At 64.3% G+C, this 16,779-nt stretch carries 13 protein-coding genes; 4 read left to right on the forward strand and 9 right to left on the reverse strand.

Translation table 11 applies throughout. From position 1 onward, the window contains the following. Positions 1–433: 433 nt before the first annotated feature. The 4 genes from ACFE70_RS19235 (at position 434) to ACFE70_RS19250 (ending at position 3,546) form a co-directional block, all read left to right on the forward strand. Entirely contained in the window at positions 434–1,555 is a 1,122-nt protein-coding gene (locus ACFE70_RS19235) for an ABC transporter substrate-binding protein (RefSeq protein ID WP_375419410.1), read from the forward strand. Positions 1,556–1,634: 79 nt separating this feature from the next. Next, positions 1,635–2,078, forward strand: a complete 444-nt coding sequence (locus tag ACFE70_RS19240; protein ID WP_375419411.1) for an SRPBCC family protein — start codon at positions 1,635–1,637, stop codon at positions 2,076–2,078. Between the two features lie 54 nt (positions 2,079–2,132). After that, a complete protein-coding gene (locus ACFE70_RS19245; RefSeq protein WP_375419412.1) occupies positions 2,133–2,633 on the forward strand; it encodes a nuclear transport factor 2 family protein in 501 nt (166 codons plus the stop codon). Positions 2,634–2,703: 70 nt separating this feature from the next. After that, positions 2,704–3,546 carry an oxidoreductase gene (locus ACFE70_RS19250; RefSeq protein WP_375419413.1) on the forward strand — a complete coding sequence of 281 codons (843 nt, stop codon included), beginning with the start codon at positions 2,704–2,706 and terminating at the stop codon, positions 3,544–3,546. A gap of 332 nt (positions 3,547–3,878) precedes the next feature. Here ACFE70_RS19250 and ACFE70_RS19255 read toward each other — a convergent pair whose 3' ends face one another. The 9 genes from ACFE70_RS19255 to kdpB all read right to left on the reverse strand — a co-directional run bounded on the left by ACFE70_RS19255 (position 3,879) and on the right by kdpB (position 16,569). Continuing rightward, positions 3,879–4,517 (reverse strand): hypothetical protein, encoded by a 639-nt coding sequence (locus tag ACFE70_RS19255; RefSeq protein WP_375419414.1) that lies wholly within the window; start codon positions 4,515–4,517, stop codon positions 3,879–3,881. Between the two features lie 42 nt (positions 4,518–4,559). Then, positions 4,560–5,831 carry a cation:proton antiporter gene (locus ACFE70_RS19260; RefSeq protein WP_375419415.1) on the reverse strand — a complete coding sequence of 424 codons (1,272 nt, stop codon included), beginning with the start codon at positions 5,829–5,831 and terminating at the stop codon, positions 4,560–4,562. 183 nt (positions 5,832–6,014) lie between these two features. Beyond that, positions 6,015–7,952: a KUP/HAK/KT family potassium transporter gene (locus ACFE70_RS19265; protein ID WP_375419416.1), complete on the reverse strand. Its 1,938-nt coding sequence runs from the start codon at positions 7,950–7,952 to the stop codon at positions 6,015–6,017. Positions 7,953–7,999: 47 nt separating this feature from the next. After that, the gene (locus ACFE70_RS19270) at positions 8,000–8,977 is read right to left on the reverse strand and encodes a HAMP domain-containing protein (RefSeq protein ID WP_375419417.1); all 978 of its coding nucleotides are present in this window, start codon (positions 8,975–8,977) and stop codon (positions 8,000–8,002) included. Between the two features lie 127 nt (positions 8,978–9,104). Then, complete coding sequence (locus ACFE70_RS19275; protein ID WP_375419418.1) at positions 9,105–10,850, reverse strand: ATP-binding protein; 1,746 nt, start codon at positions 10,848–10,850, stop codon at positions 9,105–9,107. A gap of 150 nt (positions 10,851–11,000) precedes the next feature. Then, entirely contained in the window at positions 11,001–12,170 is a 1,170-nt protein-coding gene (locus ACFE70_RS19280; RefSeq protein ID WP_375419419.1) for a sensor protein KdpD, read from the reverse strand. 268 nt (positions 12,171–12,438) lie between these two features. Further along, positions 12,439–13,590, reverse strand: a complete 1,152-nt coding sequence (locus ACFE70_RS19285; RefSeq protein WP_375419420.1) for a porin — start codon at positions 13,588–13,590, stop codon at positions 12,439–12,441. A 222-nt stretch (positions 13,591–13,812) separates the two neighbouring features. Further along, positions 13,813–14,379 carry a potassium-transporting ATPase subunit KdpC gene (gene kdpC, locus ACFE70_RS19290; RefSeq protein WP_375419421.1) on the reverse strand — a complete coding sequence of 189 codons (567 nt, stop codon included), beginning with the start codon at positions 14,377–14,379 and terminating at the stop codon, positions 13,813–13,815. A 141-nt stretch (positions 14,380–14,520) separates the two neighbouring features. Then, positions 14,521–16,569, reverse strand: a complete 2,049-nt coding sequence (gene kdpB, locus ACFE70_RS19295) for a potassium-transporting ATPase subunit KdpB (RefSeq protein WP_375419422.1) — start codon at positions 16,567–16,569, stop codon at positions 14,521–14,523. Positions 16,570–16,779 lie beyond the last annotated feature (210 nt).

Here is a 16,779-nt window from a genome sequence, read left to right on the forward strand (position 1 = left end):
CCTACGCCGTGGAGCAGCCCGCCGACGTGGACGTGAACGAAATCGTGGTGCGGCCTACCGCCCAGAAATATTAAGGCTGCACTACACGGCAGGGGTAGGGCTTGCAATTGCCGGGAGAAGCAAGAAGCTACCCGTGCGCTAACTCCGCCATCACCCGCCAACGCATGAGCGGCCCACAACCATCGGCAATAACATGAAAATCAGTTTTCGTTACATCTCGCCGGCCGGAGTGGCCCTTGCCTTTGGGCTGGTAGCCACCGCCCCAGCTCAGGTCAACCTCGCGAAAGGAGTTGGTGCAGGCATCCACCGGGGTTTTCTCCCGACCTCAAAATCCAACGGCGTCCTAGTTGCCGATAGCCAACCTACTGCACGTCAGCTAAGAGGCAGCGCCATCAGCAACGAGGCCGGGGTTTCTGCCCTACTATCGGGCAATGTGATTCGCATCGGCTTTATCACTGACCTCTCGGGGCCGTATGCCGGCGTCGATGGACCGGCTGGCGCCGAGGCCATTCGGATGGCTGTCGCCGACCTGGGCGGCACGGTTGCCGGCAAACGCGTCGAGGTGCTCATCGCCGACCATCACAACAAATCCGAGGTAGCTGCTGCCCAAGCGCGGGAGTGGTTCGACACCGGCGGGGTCGATGTGCTGATTGGCGGCGTTAATACCGACACTAGTCTGGCGATGGCCGAGGTAGCCCGTCAGAAGCACAAACTCTTTATCGTCGTCGGGGCGGGCAGCACCGTTCACACGCGCGAGCAACGCTCGCCCTACACCATTCAGTACGCCTACGATACGGCCACGCTCGCCCAGGTCACCGGCGACGGGGTGGTCAAGGCGGGCGGCAAGTCCTGGTTTATCCTGACGGCCGACTATCCCTTTGGGCTGGAGCTGGAAAAATATACGACCGCAACCGTTCAGGCCGCGGGCGGGCGCGTCGTCGGCGCCGTCCGGCACCCGCATGAAGTCGCCGATTTTGCGCCCTTCCTGCGGCAAGCGCAACGTAGCGGGGCGCAGGTTGTGGGGCTGGCCAGCGGGCACACCGCCCTGGTGGAAGCTGTCCGGGCGGCCAACAAACTCGGCCTAACCAAAACCAGGAAACTCGCCGGCCTGCTGGTCTTTATTGATGACATTCACGCGCTTGGGTTGCCGGAAGCGCAGGGCATGTACCACGCCGACAGTTGGTATTGGAACCGCGATGCCGAGACGCGGGCCTGGAGCCGCCGCTTTTTTGCCAAGTTCGGGCGGATGCCCTCGTCGCTGCACGCGGGCGACTACTCCGCGGCGCTGGAATATTTGCGGGCTGTGCAGGCCAGCAACAGCGACGAGGCCGACCAAGTGCTTGCCCAACTCCGCAAGGCCGAGTTCAACGACGTTTTCGTGCGAAACGGGCACCTGCGCCCCGACGGCTTGCTGGTGCACGACATGTATCTGCTGCAAGTCAAGTCGCCGGAGCAGGCAACCGAGCCCTGGGACTACGACACCATTATCGAAACCGTTCGGGGCGACGCGGCAGTGGAAACTCCGGCTCCGGCAAAGGATGCGCATCCGAAGTAAACAGGCAGTTTGCGAGGCGTTTAAGGCGCAAGCAAATTGATTATCAATTATTTATTCACGCCGCAAAGCCAAGAGAACCATGCCCCAGGTAACTTATAGCAAAGTACTAGATGCGTCGGCCGACCAGGTGTGGGCCCTCGTGCGCGATTTTGGGGCTCTTGCCCAGTGGTTTCCGTTCGTTTCCAACTGTGAACTCAAGGACGGGGCCCGGCCGGACCAGGTAGGGGCCGTGCGGGTCAATACGGTGGCGGAAGGGGCCCTCATCGAAGAAACCCTGCTCGAACTCTCGGACCGGGACCGCCGCCTCGTTTACTCACTCACCAAGGGCGACGTGCCGACCACCGACTACAGCGCCACGCTGACCATCCATGAGGTGAGCGCCGACGGCCGGGCCTTCGCCGAGTGGAGCGCCCGCTTCGATGTGAGCGGCGACCCCGCACCCATAGTCAAGTGGGTTCGCCAGGACATCTTTCAAATCTGTCTGGACGAGTTGGAGCGCGTCGTGAAGCAAAGCGCCCGCTGAGAGAAAAAGGAACAACGCGAAAACATACCTCAAATCCCTACCCCCTTATCAGTCGTGCACGCCCTTCTTCACCTCGTCCCCCGCTGGCTCGGCCTGGCCTTGCTCCTGGCCCTGCCAACGCTGACTTACGCCCAATCGCCCATGAGCCCCGAAACCCACAACAAGCAACTGATTCAGCAGGCCTTTGCGCGCTGGGCGGCCGGCACCGGCAATTTCTTTGATTTGCTGACCGATGACGTGCAGTGGACCATCACGGGCAGCTCGCCCTACTCCAAGACCTACACCAGCAAACAACAGTTTATCGACGAAGCCGTAACCCCTTTGAGTGTACGGCTGGCCGGGCCCATCGTGCCGAAAGTGCGCAACGTATACGCCGACGGCGACGTGGTAGTGGCTATCTGGGACGGGGCCGCCACGGCCAAAGACGGCCAGCCCTACCGCAACACCTACAGCTGGGCCATGACCTTGAAAAACGGTCGCATTACCCACGTCACCGCCTTTCTGGACTTAATCCCCTACCTGGACGTCTTTAAGCGCCTGCCCGGCCCTAACTGACGCGGCGGCGCTTCGGCCTTGGCAACCTGGTTCCCATTCCCCCACTATATTCCCTATATTCCATCATCTCATGTCCACTTCCTCCAAAAACTGGTTTATCACCGGCGGGAGCACCGGCTTCGGGGCTGCGCTGGCGAAGCTGCTCTTGCAAAAAGACGATAAAGTGGCGGCGACGTTCCGCCATCAGGCCCAAGCCGAAGAGTTTAGCCGACGAGCCGGAGACCGGGGCGTCGGTCTCGTCTGCGACGTCACCGACGAGCCGCAGGTGAAGCAGGCCGTTGCGGATGCCATTCAAACCCTCGGCCACCTCGACGTGGTCGTGAACAACGCAGGGTATGGCTCGCTGGGCAGCATTGAGGAGGTGGACGATGCCGAAGTACAGCGGCAGTTCGACGTGAACGTGTTCGGGCCGCTGCGCGTGCTGCGGGCCGTGCTGCCCCACCTGCGCGCGCGCAAAAGCGGCCACATCCTCAACATTACCAGCATCGGCGGGCTGCGCGCGTTTCCGGGCGCCGGGATTTACCACGGCTCCAAGTTTGCCCTTGAAGGCATCGGCGAGAGCCTGGCCACGCAAGTCGGGCCGCTCGGCATTCACGTCACCAACATCGAGCCCAGCGGCTTCCGCACCGACTGGGCCGGCCGCTCGGCCAGCTACACGGCCACGGCCATCGAGGATTACCGCCCCACGGTGGGCCAGAACCTGCAAAACAGCCAGAGCGCCAGCGGCAACCAAGCCGGCGACCCCGACCGCGCCGCGCAAATCATGTACGACCTGGCCCACCAGCCCAGCCCGCCCCTGCACCTGCCCCTGGGCAAATTCGCGGTGAAAAGCGCCCGCGAAAAGTTCACGGACCTGCTGCAAGAACTGGACAAAGTGGCGGCACTGGGCGATTCGGCCGATTTTCCGGAGTAAGAAAGGTGGGCGGGTACAAGCCTCATCCGCGATGATACCCGACTAAAACCCGCAACGCTTCCCTCTTTTAGGGGAGCGTAAAGCGTACAAGATGGAGTCTTCTCAGGAGACGGAGAATACAGCGCGTTAAGATTTGAAAAAGAGGGCGTAGGGGCTGGAATTTGCTAATTGCGCGTCTGGAACGCCACGAATAATTACCCGTGAGGGCGTGCCGTTAATTCAAAAAAGCGGATAGTTCTTGCTGAAAAGGCCATTAGTGGCTTTTAAGCGTGCTACGCATGGCATTCAGCGCCCCCGTTCCCTGTATGATTGTTGAACTATTGCTAAGGCTGCTACCGGGCCCCTGACCCATCGCCGCCGGCCCCCAGGGCCGCCAGGGTAAGGGGACCGTCGTCCACGTAGCGCAGCTGGGCCGATTGGCCGGCGGCGCGCAGGTCCAGCACCAGGCCCTGGCCCTCGGCTTCGGGCGTGAATGTGTCCGCCGTGGTCGCCGCGACCACGATAGGGTGATGGGGCAGGGCCGCGAACAACTGGGCCCGCCGGATGCCGCTGGGAAACACGGCCGCGTAAAAAATGAGCCGTTCGTAGCGAAAGCGGTTGCTAGCCAGCCACACGCTGGCCGCCGTGGCGCCGTGTCCGTAGCCTAGCACCGTGTAGGGCGTATCCGGCGGGCAAGCTGTCAGAATATGGTCAGCCAATTGGTCGAGAAAAGTCCGCGTGAAGGCCAGGTTCGGCCCTAGGGAAGCGGGTGTAAACCACACGGATTGCTCCGCGGATAAGCCAGTGACCGGCGCCTGGGGCAGAATCAGCAGTCGTTCGGGCGTGTCGAGGTGCACGAGCTGCGCGGCCAGCTCCGCCACGGGCTGCTCGTGCCCGTGCAGGCAAAACCAGACGTGCCGAATGGCGGGGCCGGGTCGGCCCAAACTGTAGTAGGGCGCGTGGTGAGCGGCGTCAAGTGTTTCCAGCTGCATAGTAAAGAGATAAAGAGCGTAAAAGAGATAAAGAGCGTACAATCAACTATTTTCAGGCTGCGCGGCGGCCGGGCGCAGGCCGCGCTGCAAGCGGGCGGCCAGTGGGCCGATGGTCAGGCCCTGCCCGAGGATGCTGAACACGACCACCACGTAGGTGATGCCCACGAGCAGCTCGCGCGGCATCGTCGGGGGCAGGCTCAGGGCCAGGGCCACCGAGATGCCCCCGCGCAGCCCGCCCCAGGTGAGCACGGCCAGGTTGAAATCCGAGACCTCGCGGCGGGCGCGCAGCAAGCTCAGCGGGATGCTCACCGACACCAGCCGGGCCAGCAGCACCAGGGCTACCGCCGCCAGGCCCACGCCCACGTACTGCCCCTTGATGCGCAAGACCAGTATTTCCAGGCCCATAAGCACGAAGAGCACGGCATTGAGGATGCCGTCAATCAGCTCCCAGAACTTGTCCACGTAGTCTTCCGTGACTTCCGAGAGGGCGTGGCGCCCCTGCTGGCTGCCCACGATGAGGCCGGCCACGACCATCGCCAGCGGCCCCGACGTGTGCAGCCGGGCCGCCAGCGCCGAGCCGCCCGTCACCAGAGCCAGGGTGAGCAGGGTCTCGACGTGGTAGTCATCGACGCGGCGCAGCAGCCAGTAAGTGCCGTAGCCGAGCACCGCGCCCAGGGCCAGCCCGCCTACCCCCTCGCGCAGCAACAGGCGCAGCACCTGGCCCCCGTCCACAGTGTCGGCGCCGCTACCGGCCACGGAGAGCACCGTGGCGAAGAGCACCACGCCGACCCCGTCGTTGAAGAGCGACTCGCCCACAATATTGGTTTCCAACGACTTGGGCAGGCCAGCCTTGGTCAGGATGCCCAGCACGGCCACCGGGTCAGTGGGCGAAATGAGGCTGCCAAACAGCAGGCAATAGATAAAGTCCAGCGGCTGCCCGAATAGCGGCAGGAGCAGGTACAGCCCGCAGCTCACCAGAATGGCTGAAATCAGGGTGCCCAGCGTGGCCAGCAGCAGCACCGGCAGCCGCTGCCGGCCCAGGCTCTGCGTGTCGAGCTGCATGGCGCCGGCAAAGAGCAGGAAGCTGAGCAGGTACTGCATCAGCACGGTGTGGAAATCAATGGCGCGCACCACTTCCACGACTTGCAGCACCGCCGGCACGCCCAGCCGCCCCAGCCCGACCAGGCCCAGCGACGAGAGCAGCGTGAGCGCCATCAGCCCGATGGTAGGGGGCAGGTGCAGCAAGCGGTGATTGAGGTAGGCAAAGGCCGCCGCCGCCACCAGCAGCAGCGACAGCGTAAAGTAGAGCGCCATGTGGGGGGAGGATAAGAATCAGCGTAAAAGGCGTGCTGGCGGGACCTCACCCCCCTACCCCCTCTCCAAAAAAGAGGGGGAGCCGGTAAAGAGTCATAAGGACCGCCAGCTTTTCAACTTTTAACTGTCTTGTGCCATGTTGCCCCCTCTTTTTTGGAGAGGGGGTAGGGGGGAGGTGAGCCCTCACGTCCTGGTCAGAGTCAGCTCGGGGCGGGCGGGCGTTTGCAGCGGCACATTTTCGATGGTGAAGGTGCTGTTGTCGAGGCCGAAGCTTTCCTGCTCCGAGACGCCGAGCTGCCGGAGCCAGCCGTGCAGGCGCAGGGCCACGCGCTGCCAGCCGCGCAGAAACCGCTCGTAGGGCAGGGTCTTGTTGAGCAGCACGAACTGAAAGTCGCCCACAATGTCCTGCTCCCGCAAGGACTCGTAGCGCGAGGTGATGTCGATTTCGCGGTGCTTGACCAAATCGCCCACCACCTGCCGGAACAGGTAGTTGATGGCCTGGTCTACCCGGAAGCCGAGCTTGAAATCAATGCGCACCAGCTCCTGCGGCAGCACGTGCTCGACGTGGAAGGTGCGGGTGTAGGGCTCGTCGTCCGTGGTCACGTGCACGAAGTAGTAGACGTCGGCCCGCTTGGGATTCTTCTTGAAAATGGAGTGGATGATGCCGTTTTCAATCAGCTTGGGGTCCGTGGATTTGGTCAGGTACACCAGGTGCGTGGCGTACTTGGGTACCGTGGTGTCGTTGCTCAGGGTCTGGAGCAGCGGCAGCCACTCGGCCAGCGGCACGAACTCCGTCAAATCCTGCCGGATGCGCCGGCCCTGAATCCAGGCCCCGATGACGGCCAGAATCAGCAGGCTCAGGGCCACGCTCAGCCAGCCGCCCTCGGGGAACTTGCGCAGGTTGGCCACCAGGTAGGCGCCCTCCACGGTGAGGTAGAGGACGAGGAAGAGCCCGCGCAGCACCGGACTGATGCGCTGCTGCCAGAGGTAGTAGGCCAGCAGCAGCGTGGTCATGAGCATGGTGATGGTGACGGCCAGCCCGAAGGCCGCTTCCATCTTGCCCGACTCGCGGAAGTAGAGCACCACGCCCACGCAGCCGGCGCAGAGCAGCCAGTTGACCGACGCCACGTAGCTCTGCCCGCGCAATTCCGTGGGGTAGGAAATCTTCACTTTGGGCCAGAAGTTCAGCCGCAGCGCCTCGACAACCAGCGTGAACGAGCCCGAAATCAACGCCTGCGAGGCGATGATGGTCGCCAGCGTGCACAGCCCGATGGCCGGCAAGAGCAGGGCCGGCGGAATCATCAGAAAGAACAGGTTCTGCTCGCCCAGCGCCGGGCCCAGGTGCCGGAGCAGCCAGGCGCCCTGGCCCAGGTAGTTGAGCACGAGGCAGATTTTGACGAACGTCCAGCTCAGGTAGATGTTGGGCCGGCCCACGTGGCCCATGTCGGCGTAGAGCGCCTCGGCGCCGGTGCTGCACAAAAAGATGGAGCCCAGCAGCCAGAACGCTCCCGGCACCTGCGTGACCATCTGCACGGCATAATAGGGGTTCAGCGCCCGCAGAATGCCGGGCGCCTGCACCAGATGCACCACGCCGAGCACGGCCAGCATCGAGAAGAACAAGAGCATCACGGGCCCGAAAAACTTGCCGATGATGGCCGTGCCGAACTGCTGGAACGTGAACAAGGCCAGCAGAATCACGACCACGATGGGCACCGTGGCCAGGTCGGGCTTAAGAATTTTCAGCCCCTCAATGGCCGAGGCCACCGAGATGGGCGGCGTGATGATGCCATCGGCCAGCAGAGCCGCCGCCCCGATGATGGCCGGCAGATACAGCCACTTCACCGGCAGCCGCCGCAGCCGGGCGAAGAGCGCCAGAATGCCGCCCTCGCCGTGATTATCGGCTTTTAAGGCAATGAAGACGTACTTGACCGTGGTGAGCAAGGTCAGCGTCCAGATGATGCAGGAGATGGTGCCCAGCACCACGTCCTCCGTCACGGGCCGGCCGGCAAACACGCCGCGCACGGTGTAGAGCGGCGAGGTGCCGATGTCGCCGTAGACGATGCCCAGGGCAATGAGGGTGCCGGCCGGGGTAGCGCGGGATATGGAAGCGGAAGTTGACATTTACGCGGCGCGGGGAAATACTATTCAGGGCAAGGTTATCACAATAATCAGGCGCCGGGCCCGGCCAGCAGCGCCTCGGCGGTGCGCTGGAGCTGGCGGCTTTGCTCGCGCAGCTGCTGCATCAGGCGCTGCTGTTCGGGGTTGGGGACGGTAGGGGGGGTAGGGCCTTGGGCACCGGGCTGGCGATGGGCCCGCACCACGTCGAGGGCGCCGCTGGAATCGATGCGGGGTGTGCCGTCGGGGGTTTCGTAGCCTTCCAGCTTCCGGGCCATGTCGTTGAAGGCGACGGCAACCTCGGCAAACTCGCCGGGCACCTGCGTGGGCAGGCGCTGGCGGTAGTCGCCGGCGGCCAGGCGCCGGATGCCAGCCGTCAGCTCTTCCACGGGCTTAATCACGTAATCCGGAAACGAGAAGATAAACGAGAACGTGGCCAGAATGCCCACGGCTGCCAGCAGCCCCAGCGTGGCGATGGTGCGCGTGGCCACGCGCCGGGTGCGCTGGTTTTGCTGCTCGATGGCCCGCAGATTAAGCGCGGCCACGCGGCCCGCCTGCCGGCGCAGCCGCTGGTAGCCGGCGCGGGCAGCCTCGCTGGTCGGGTCGGCAGCCAGGTACTGCCCAAAGCCGGCGGCCAGCGAGTCGGCCAGCGCGCCCTCGCCCGGCTCGGTGATGTTGGCCTGCTCGTCGCGCAGCGCCGCCGCAAACGCGGCGCGGGCCCGCGTGGCGTCCGCCGCGTCCGGGCTGGTCGCCGCGGTGCGGGCTTCGCGCAGGTCGGCCAGCGCGTCGGCTAGGCGCTGGGCGTAGGTCACGGAGCGGTAGTTATTGACAAGCGTGGCTTCGGCGCTTTGCGAGAGCTGATAGAGGAAATAGGCGCCCACGCCGCTCAGCAGCACGATTATGAGGAAGAGAAAGGCCAGGCCGCGGGTGAGCTTGGTTTTGATGGAGGCTTGCATAGCGAAAGGGGGTAGGGAGTTGGTTGGATAATCAGGGGGCAGGCAGGGGCAATAGGAAGCGGGAGAGAACGTCATGCAGACCGAAGGGAAGCATCTCGCTCGCGGCAGTAATCCAATCGTGAGGTGCCGTTGATTACTACCCCTGGCGAGATGCTTCCCTTCGGTCTGCATGACCGCCTTTCTCCCTGGAATACAACAACCCCTACCCCGCCACGGGCAGCGTGAAGCAAAACGCGCTGCCGGAGCCCAGCTCGCTCTCCACCCAGAGCCGGCCGCCCTGCGTGGTGATGAACTCGCGGGCGATGCTCAGCCCCAGCCCCGAGCCGCCCTTGTAGCCTGACTTGTCGGGAATCTGGGCGAAGCGCTGGAAAATCTTCTCGTGGTTTTCGGCCGCGATGCCGGGGCCGCGGTCCTGCACCGTGACTTGCACGAACTTGCCCGCGCGGGCGGCCCGCACGGTCAGCGGCTCGCCCACGGGCGAGTAGCGGATGGCGTTGGCCAGCAGGTTTATTAGCACCCAGGTCGTTTTCTCCACGTCGGCGCGCACGGCGGGCAGGCCCTCGGGCAGCTCCTGCACCAGGCTTACCTGCTTGTTATCCAGCTGGGGCTGCACCGTGGCCACGGCAAACTGCACCACGGCCGGCAGCGGCGTAGCCGTGAAGTTGAGCTGGATGCCGGCGCCCGTGTCGAGGCGCGACACGTCGAGCAGCTCGCCCACGAGGCGCAGCAGGCGCTGGGTTTCGCGGCCGATGCCGGCCAGCATCCGCTGCCGCTCCGGGAGTTCCACGCGCTCGTCTTGCAGCACTTTCAGGCTCATGTTGATGCTGGAGAGCGGCGTTTTCAGCTCGTGCGACACCGTGGCCAGGAAGTTCGACTTCACCTGGTCGAGCTTCTTGAAGTCCGACACGTTGCGCAGCGTCAGTATCTGGCCCGCAAACTCCGTTTTGTCGCTGGCTTCATTAAACAAAACCAGGTCCTGCACGGCCAGCCGGTAAAAGGCTTCCTCGCCGTTTTGCGGAATGTTGAGCAGCGGCGCGGCGGCCAGGGCCTGCTCGCGGCGGGGCGCGTCGAGCGGGGCCAGCAGCGTGCGCAGCAGGTCGTTTTCGCGGGCCACGTCGGCGGCCGGGCGGTTCACGAGCCGGTCCAGCGGCAGGCCCAGCAGGTCGCAGAGCACCGGGTTGGCCAGAATAATGATGCGGTTTTCGTCCAGCAGCAGCAGCCCCTCGTCCAGGCCATTGACGATGCTGCGGGCGCGGTTGCGCTCGGTCACCAGGTCAGCCGTGGTCGAGCTGCGAAAGTCGCGCAGCTCGACCAGCATTTGGTTGAAGGCCCGGCCCACGCGCCCGAACTCATCGTTGCTTTCGATGGGAATCGTGGCGTTGAAGTCGCGGTTGGCGGCGTGCTCCAGGCTCTGGGTGAGCCTGGCCAGCGGCCCCACGGCCGCCTCGGGCACGCTGAGCACGAACATCAGGGCAATGAGCACCGACATGGTGGTGAAGGCCAGCATATAGCGCCCGGCCAGCAGGGCCGTCTGGTTGGCGCGCTCGTTTTTGCGGGTCAGGGCGGCCGTGTTCAGCCGGATGATGCGGTGCGTGCAGGCGCGCAGCCGGTCCAGCACCGGGCCCTGGGCCTGCTGCCGATACGCGGCGAAAGCGCTGGTGAGGCTGTCCACGAGCTGCTGCTCGCCGGGCTCGGTGACGTTGCCGGCCTCGCGGGTCAGGCAGCGCTCAAACCGGGCCAGCCCCTCGGCTTTAGTGGGCCGGGCCTGGAACTGGTCGAGGGCTTGCAGCATCTGCTGGCCCAGCTCCACGGAGTAAAAGTTGGCCTTGAGAATGCCCCGCGAGCTAGTTTCCAGGCGGCGCACCGAGTAAAAGGCGTAACCGCCCAAGGCCAGCAGCAGCAGCAGCAGGGCCAGAAAGCCGGTCGTAATCTTGGTTTTAAGATTCATAGGGTAGGGTAACGACAGCTAGAATAGGCCGTCATGCAGAGCGCAGCGAAGCATCTCGCCCGCGGCACTAATTCAATCGTTGCAGAAGCTGATTACTGCCGCGAGCGAGATGCTTCGCTGCGCTCTGCATGACGTTTAGGTTGCCCATATTCAATACGTTACCAGATAAATGTCCAGGTCCCTGCCGCTGCCGGCCACGGCGCGGATGAGGTCATTCGTGACGCCGCGCCGCGAAATCCGCTCCCAAGCGCCTTTCTCGCTCGTCACGCCGCACACGAGCAGCGTGGCGTTTTTCTCCTGCGCCACGCGCTGAATCGCGCCCACCACGTTGTCGTCCTTCACCCGCAGAATCTGGCCGCCCAGCTCGGTCGCCAGCTGCAAATTATTAATCAGGTGGCGCTGGGTGGCCAGGCCGATGCGGTCACTGGTTTCGCGGCCGGTCTGCACGTAGAGCACGTACCAGGCGGCGGCCGAGAAGCGGTCGGCCAGGCGCGAAGTCTTGCGGATGATTTCCTTGGCTGCCTTATCGTTGGAGTTGATGCAGGCCAGCAGGCGGTCGGCGTTGCGGCGCTGGGGCGCCACGGCCGGCGCGCCGCCCGCGTCGCTCTCAATCTGGTAGCCCAGGGCGCGGGTCACCTCGCGCAGGGCCAGCTCCCGCAATTGCAGCAGGTGGTCGGGCTGGAAGAAGTTGGCCAGCGCGGCAGCCACCTTGTCGGGGGCGTAAATCTTGCCGTCCTGCAGGCGGGTGCGCAGCTCATCGACGGTCAAATCCACGTTAATCACTTCGTCGGCGGCCCGCAGGATGGCGTCGGGCACGCGCTCGGTCACGTCGGTGCCCGTGATGCGCAGCACCTGGTCGTGCAGGCTTTCCAGGTGCTGCACGTTCAGGGCCGTGATGACGGAGATGCCGGCGCCCACGAGTTCGTCCACGTCCTGCCAGCGCTTTTCGTGGCGCGAGCCCGGCACGTTGGTGTGGGCCAGCTCATCGACCAGCACCACGGCCGGCCGCTGCTTTAAGATGCCGTCGAGGTCCATTTCTTCTAGCGCCCGGCCCTTGTAGAACACGCGCTGGCGCGGCAACACCGGCAGCCCGGCGAGCTGGGCCACGGTACCGGCCCGGCCGTGGGTTTCGACGTAGCCCACGAGCACGTTCACGTCGTGGGCCCGCAACTCGTGGGCCTCTTGCAGCATCCGAAACGACTTCCCTACCCCCGCCGCCAGCCCGAGGTAGATTTTGAGCCGCCCGCGCCGCCGCTCCTGCACCAAACGCAGAAACCGCTCGGCCGACTGGTCGCGCTGCTGTTCTTCGGCGGGGTTCATGGCAAGGAGGGGGGTAGGGAATCAGAACGTTGGGCGAACGTCAATTGGCCGTCATGCAGAGCGTAGCGAAGCATCTCGCGTGGGGAAGTAATTCAATCGTGAGGTTAAGCTTGATTACTACCCCCCTGCTGGCCACCCCCTGCTGGCCACCCCCTGCTGGCAAGTGTATCATTCAATCGTGAGGTTAAGCTTGATTACTACCCCCCGCGAGATGCTTCGCTACGCTCTGCATGACGGCCAATTTTACTCAACTGACCTGTCGTCGGCGTCAGAAGGAAATGGCCACGCTCGACGTGAGGTTGCCGTAGCCGCCGGTGCCGGCGTTGGAGCCGTCGCGGCGCTGGAAGACGCCGTTGATGCCGTTGAGGTAGCGCCCCTCGACCCGGAAAAGCACGTTGGGGGCCGGCGCGTAGTCCAGGTTCAGCGAGCCGCCCGCGACCCGAAAATTGGCGTTGCCCGCCTCGGGCGAGATACTGTTGATAATTACGCCCCGGTCGGCCTTGTAGTACTCGCCGCGCAGGGTCGTGGAGAGCCGGTCGGCCAGCTTGTATTTAACGAAGGCCGCGCCGGTGTGCCAGGTGTCGGCCTTGGCGCCGCGGCGCTCGTTTTCCTGCTTGCCCACGTCGAAGACTAAGGCCAGGCTCAGCCGGTCGGTGGCCGCGTAGCTCACGTAGAAATCGTGGAAGTAGCGGCGGCGGTGCGTCAGGGCGGCCGGCTGCTCCTGGCCGTAGAAGCCGCTGCTGTTGATGAGCAGCTTGTCCGAGGGCTTCCACTGAATCTGGGTACCCAGGGCCTTGGCCTGGTTGGTTTCGCGAATGTTCTGCCAGCCGTTGAGCACGAGGCCGGTGAGCGTGAGCGTGGGGCCGACCTCATAGCTGAGCTTGGCGCCGGCCTGGTAGTAGGGCGAGTTGTCGGCCATGACGGAGCGGGTCAGCGTCCAGTTGTCCTTGCTGATGGCCGACTCAAACCCGATGTGGGAGCCGAAAATACCCACATCCAGCCAGGCCTTTTGAAAAGGGCGGAAACCGGCATATGCCTCGTAGATGTGCTTGAATACCTGGTCCTCGGCCGCGTAGTTGGCCGTTACGTAGGAGCCGGCGTGCAGCCCGAAGGCGCCGCGCACCTTGCCATCGTCGTAGCGCGCGCCGATGAGGCCCTGGTTCACGGTGAACTCGTTCTGGCGGTCGTGCGAGTACAGAAAGCCGGGCCGGTCGTTGCCGTTGTCGTGCTTGAAGTCGAAGCCGTAGTAGCCATCCACGTAGCCGTAGAAGGTGAGCGGACCGGGCGTGGCCTGGATGGGCGCGGCCGGGGCGGGCACGGCCAGGGCGGGGTCGGTGGTGGGCGCGACCTGGGCCAGGGCGGCGCCCGTGGCGGCCAGGGCCAGGCCCAAAGTCAGCCCCTGGGTAAGAAGATTTTTCATGGAAGTGAGAAAAGCCAGAAAAGCGTTGCGAAAGGTCGGGCGACTCAGCGAATCAGTTCAATAGCTTGCTGGAGCAGACCTAAAATGAGAGAGGTGTAGCGTGGCCGAAACAGGGCCGGCGCGCCCGCCGCCGGTACGGCCGGCAGCGAACATCAGGTTGAGAAAAAAGAGGGGGGTAGGGAGACTAGAGCGAATGCGGCATTGGCGCCGACGCCCGGCGGCCTACTTGCGGGCCGGGGCCAGCGCGTCCAGGGCCAGGTTCAGGCGTAGCACGTTCACGGCCTGGGGGGCCAGCACCCCGCTGCTGGTGTTGGCCCGAATCAGCTCCCGCAGCCGGGCCGGGGCCACGCCGCGGGCTCGCGCCACGCGGGCTACCTGCACCAGCGCACCCTGGGGCGAAAGGTGCGGGTCGAGGCCGGAGCCGCTGGCCGTCACCAGCTCGGCGGGCACCTGGGCGGCCGTCAGGCCGGGGTTCTGTTGCAGCAGCGTGTCGAGCCGGGCTTTCACTGTGGCCAGGTACTCCGGGTTGCTCGGCCCCTTGTTCGAGCCGCCGGAGCCCTGGGCGTTGTAGTCCACGGCCGAGGGCCGGGTGTTGAAGTAGCCGGGCTGGCTGAACTTCTGGCCCACGTTGGCAAAACCCACGACGCGGCCGTTCTGGCTGAGCTGCACACCATCGCCCTGGCCGGGCGCCAGTTGCGCGGCGGCCCACACGATGGCCGGGTAAACAATGCAGCACAGCACCAGCATCGCCAGCGTCAGGCGCAGGGCAGGAAGGAATTGGGTTTTCATGATAATTAGGTCTTAAGTCTTTAAGAACGTCATGCTGAGCTTGCCGAAGCATCTCTACCGCAGTAGTAAGTCTAATCGAAGCAACGAAGCGGTAGAGATGCTTCGGCAAGCTCAGCATGACCGTCTTTTTGATTGCAAAAATTACACGAACAGGCCCACTACCAGGTCAATGACCTTGATGCCGATGAAGGGCACGATGACCCCGCCGAGGCCATACACCAGCAGGTTGCGGCGCAGCAGGGCCGAGGCGCCGATGGGCGTGTAGCTCACCCCGCGCAACGCCAGCGGCACCAGGGCCGGGATGATGAGGGCGTTGAAAATCACGGCGCTCAGAATGGCCGACTGCGGCGAGTGCAGGCCCATGATGTTGAGCGCGCGCAGGCCCGGAATGGCGACCATGAACAGAGCCGGCACGATGGCGAAATACTTAGCCACGTCGTTGGCAATCGAAAAGGTGGTGAGCGTGCCGCGGGTCATCAGCAATTGCTTGCCGATTTCGACCACTTCGATGAGCTTCGTGGGGTCGTTGTCCAAATCAACCATGTTGCCGGCTTCCTTGGCGGCCTGCGTGCCGGAGTTCATGGCTACCCCTACGTCGGCCTGGGCCAGGGCGGGGGCGTCGTTGGTGCCGTCGCCCATCATGGCTACCAGCTTGCCGCTCTGCTGCTCGGCGCGGATGTACTGCATCTTGTCCTCGGGCTTGGCTTCGGCGATGAAGTCGTCCACGCCCGACTTTTCAGCGATGAACTTGGCCGTGAGCGGGTTGTCGCCGGTCACCATGACGGTCTTGATGCCCATCTTGCGCAGGCGCTCGAACCGCTCCTGGATGCCGGGCTTAATGATGTCCTGCAACTCGACGACGCCCAGCACCCGGTCGTTTTCGCTCAGCACCAGCGGGGTGCCGCCGTTGCTGGCCACGGCCGCGACGCGCTCGGCCACGGCGGGGGGGTAGGCCTGGCCGGCGGCTTCGGCCAGGCGGCGCATGGCGTCGGCGGCGCCCTTGCGCAGGCGGGTGCCGCCGGCCAGCGTGACGCCGGAAGAGCGGGTTTCGGCCGTGAACTTAATCAGCTCGGCGCCTTGCAGTTGAGGTTGCAGCGCCTGCGGGTCCACTTGGTTGTCGCGGGCCAGCTCGATGATGCTCTTGCCTTCGGGCGTCTCGTCGCTGAGCGAGCTGAGCACGGCGCCCTGCACGAACTCGCTCAGCCCTACCCCCGGCGCGGGCCAGAAGTGCGTGGCCTTGCGGTTGCCGATGGTGATGGTGCCGGTCTTGTCGAGCAGCAGCACGTCGATGTCCCCGGCTGTCTCCACGGCCTTGCCGCTCTTGGTGATGACGTTGGCGCGCAGGGCGCGGTCCATGCCCGCGATGCCGATGGCCGAGAGCAGCCCGCCAATCGTGGTCGGAATCAAACACACGAACAGGGCGATGAACGAGGCCACGGCGATGGGCGTATTCGAGTACTTGGCAAATGGCGCCAGCGTGACGCACACAATCACGAACACGAGCGTAAAGCCGGCCAGCAGGATGGTGAGGGCGATTTCGTTGGGCGTTTTCTGCCGCGAGGCGCCCTCGACCAGCGCAATCATCTTGTCGAGAAAACTCTCGCCGGGCGCCGTGGTCACCACTACCTTGATGCGGTCGGACAAGACCTTGGTGCCGCCCGTCACGCTGGACTTGTCGCCGCCGGCTTCCCGAATCACCGGGGCCGATTCGCCCGTGATGGCCGACTCGTCAATCGTGGCCAGGCCCTCGACAATCTCGCCGTCGGTCGGGATAATTTCGCCGGCCTCGACTAGAAAGAACTGCCCCTTGGCGAGCTGCGACGACGATACGGAGCTGATTCTGCCGCTCGCGTCCACGACGCGGGCGGGGGTTTCCTCGCGGGTTTTGCGCAGGCTTTCGGCCTGGGCCTTGCCGCGCGCCTCGGCGATGGCCTCGGCGAAATTGGCAAAGAGCAAGGTCAGAAACAGCACGATGAACACCGTGAAGTTGTAGCCGAAGCCGCCCTGCGCGGCATCGGGACTAATCAGCAGGCCGAGCGTGACGAGCAGCATCACGACGGTGCCGATTTCCACGGTGAACATTACCGGGTTGCGGAACATGACGCGCGGATTGAGCTTCACGAACGCCTGCTTGATGGCTTCGCTGACCAGCGCGGGCTGGAAGAGGGATTGGGATTGTTGGGTTGCCATGTTCTATTGTTCACCTCACCCCCCGGCCCCCTCTCCAAAAAAGAGGGGGAGCCACGGCGTCTCGGCCGGCGTGAGGGAGTAGGGATTTACTTGTGAGTAGATGGAGAGAAGGCAAACTGTGCCGCCTTGGCTCCCCCTCTTTTTTGGAGAGGGGGCCGGCCCCGTGGGGGTCCCGTGAGGTTGGCTGTGAGGGCTTAATACAACGTGAAA

It is taken from the genome of uncultured Hymenobacter sp., from assembly GCF_964243305.1.
Lineage (GTDB): Bacteria > Bacteroidota > Bacteroidia > Cytophagales > Hymenobacteraceae > Hymenobacter.

What these genes read in the sequence shown, in the direction of transcription:
- ACFE70_RS19240 (WP_375419411.1), top strand. Translation starts at nt 1,635, where the DNA reads ATGCCCCAGGTAACTTATAGCAAAGTACTAGATGCGTCGGCCGACCAG.
- ACFE70_RS19250 (WP_375419413.1), top strand. Translation starts at nt 2,704, where the DNA reads ATGTCCACTTCCTCCAAAAACTGGTTTATCACCGGCGGGAGCACCGGC.
- ACFE70_RS19255 (WP_375419414.1), bottom strand. Translation starts at nt 4,517, where the DNA reads ATGCAGCTGGAAACACTTGACGCCGCTCACCACGCGCCCTACTACAGT.
- ACFE70_RS19260 (WP_375419415.1), bottom strand. Translation starts at nt 5,831, where the DNA reads ATGGCGCTCTACTTTACGCTGTCGCTGCTGCTGGTGGCGGCGGCGGCC.
- ACFE70_RS19265 (WP_375419416.1), bottom strand. Translation starts at nt 7,952, where the DNA reads ATGTCAACTTCCGCTTCCATATCCCGCGCTACCCCGGCCGGCACCCTC.
- ACFE70_RS19270 (WP_375419417.1), bottom strand. Translation starts at nt 8,977, where the DNA reads ATGACGTTCTCTCCCGCTTCCTATTGCCCCTGCCTGCCCCCTGATTAT.
- ACFE70_RS19275 (WP_375419418.1), bottom strand. Translation starts at nt 10,850, where the DNA reads ATGAATCTTAAAACCAAGATTACGACCGGCTTTCTGGCCCTGCTGCTG.
- ACFE70_RS19280 (WP_375419419.1), bottom strand. Translation starts at nt 12,170, where the DNA reads ATGAACCCCGCCGAAGAACAGCAGCGCGACCAGTCGGCCGAGCGGTTT.
- ACFE70_RS19285 (WP_375419420.1), bottom strand. Translation starts at nt 13,590, where the DNA reads ATGAAAAATCTTCTTACCCAGGGGCTGACTTTGGGCCTGGCCCTGGCC.
- kdpC (WP_375419421.1), bottom strand. Translation starts at nt 14,379, where the DNA reads ATGAAAACCCAATTCCTTCCTGCCCTGCGCCTGACGCTGGCGATGCTG.
- kdpB (WP_375419422.1), bottom strand. Translation starts at nt 16,569, where the DNA reads ATGGCAACCCAACAATCCCAATCCCTCTTCCAGCCCGCGCTGGTCAGC.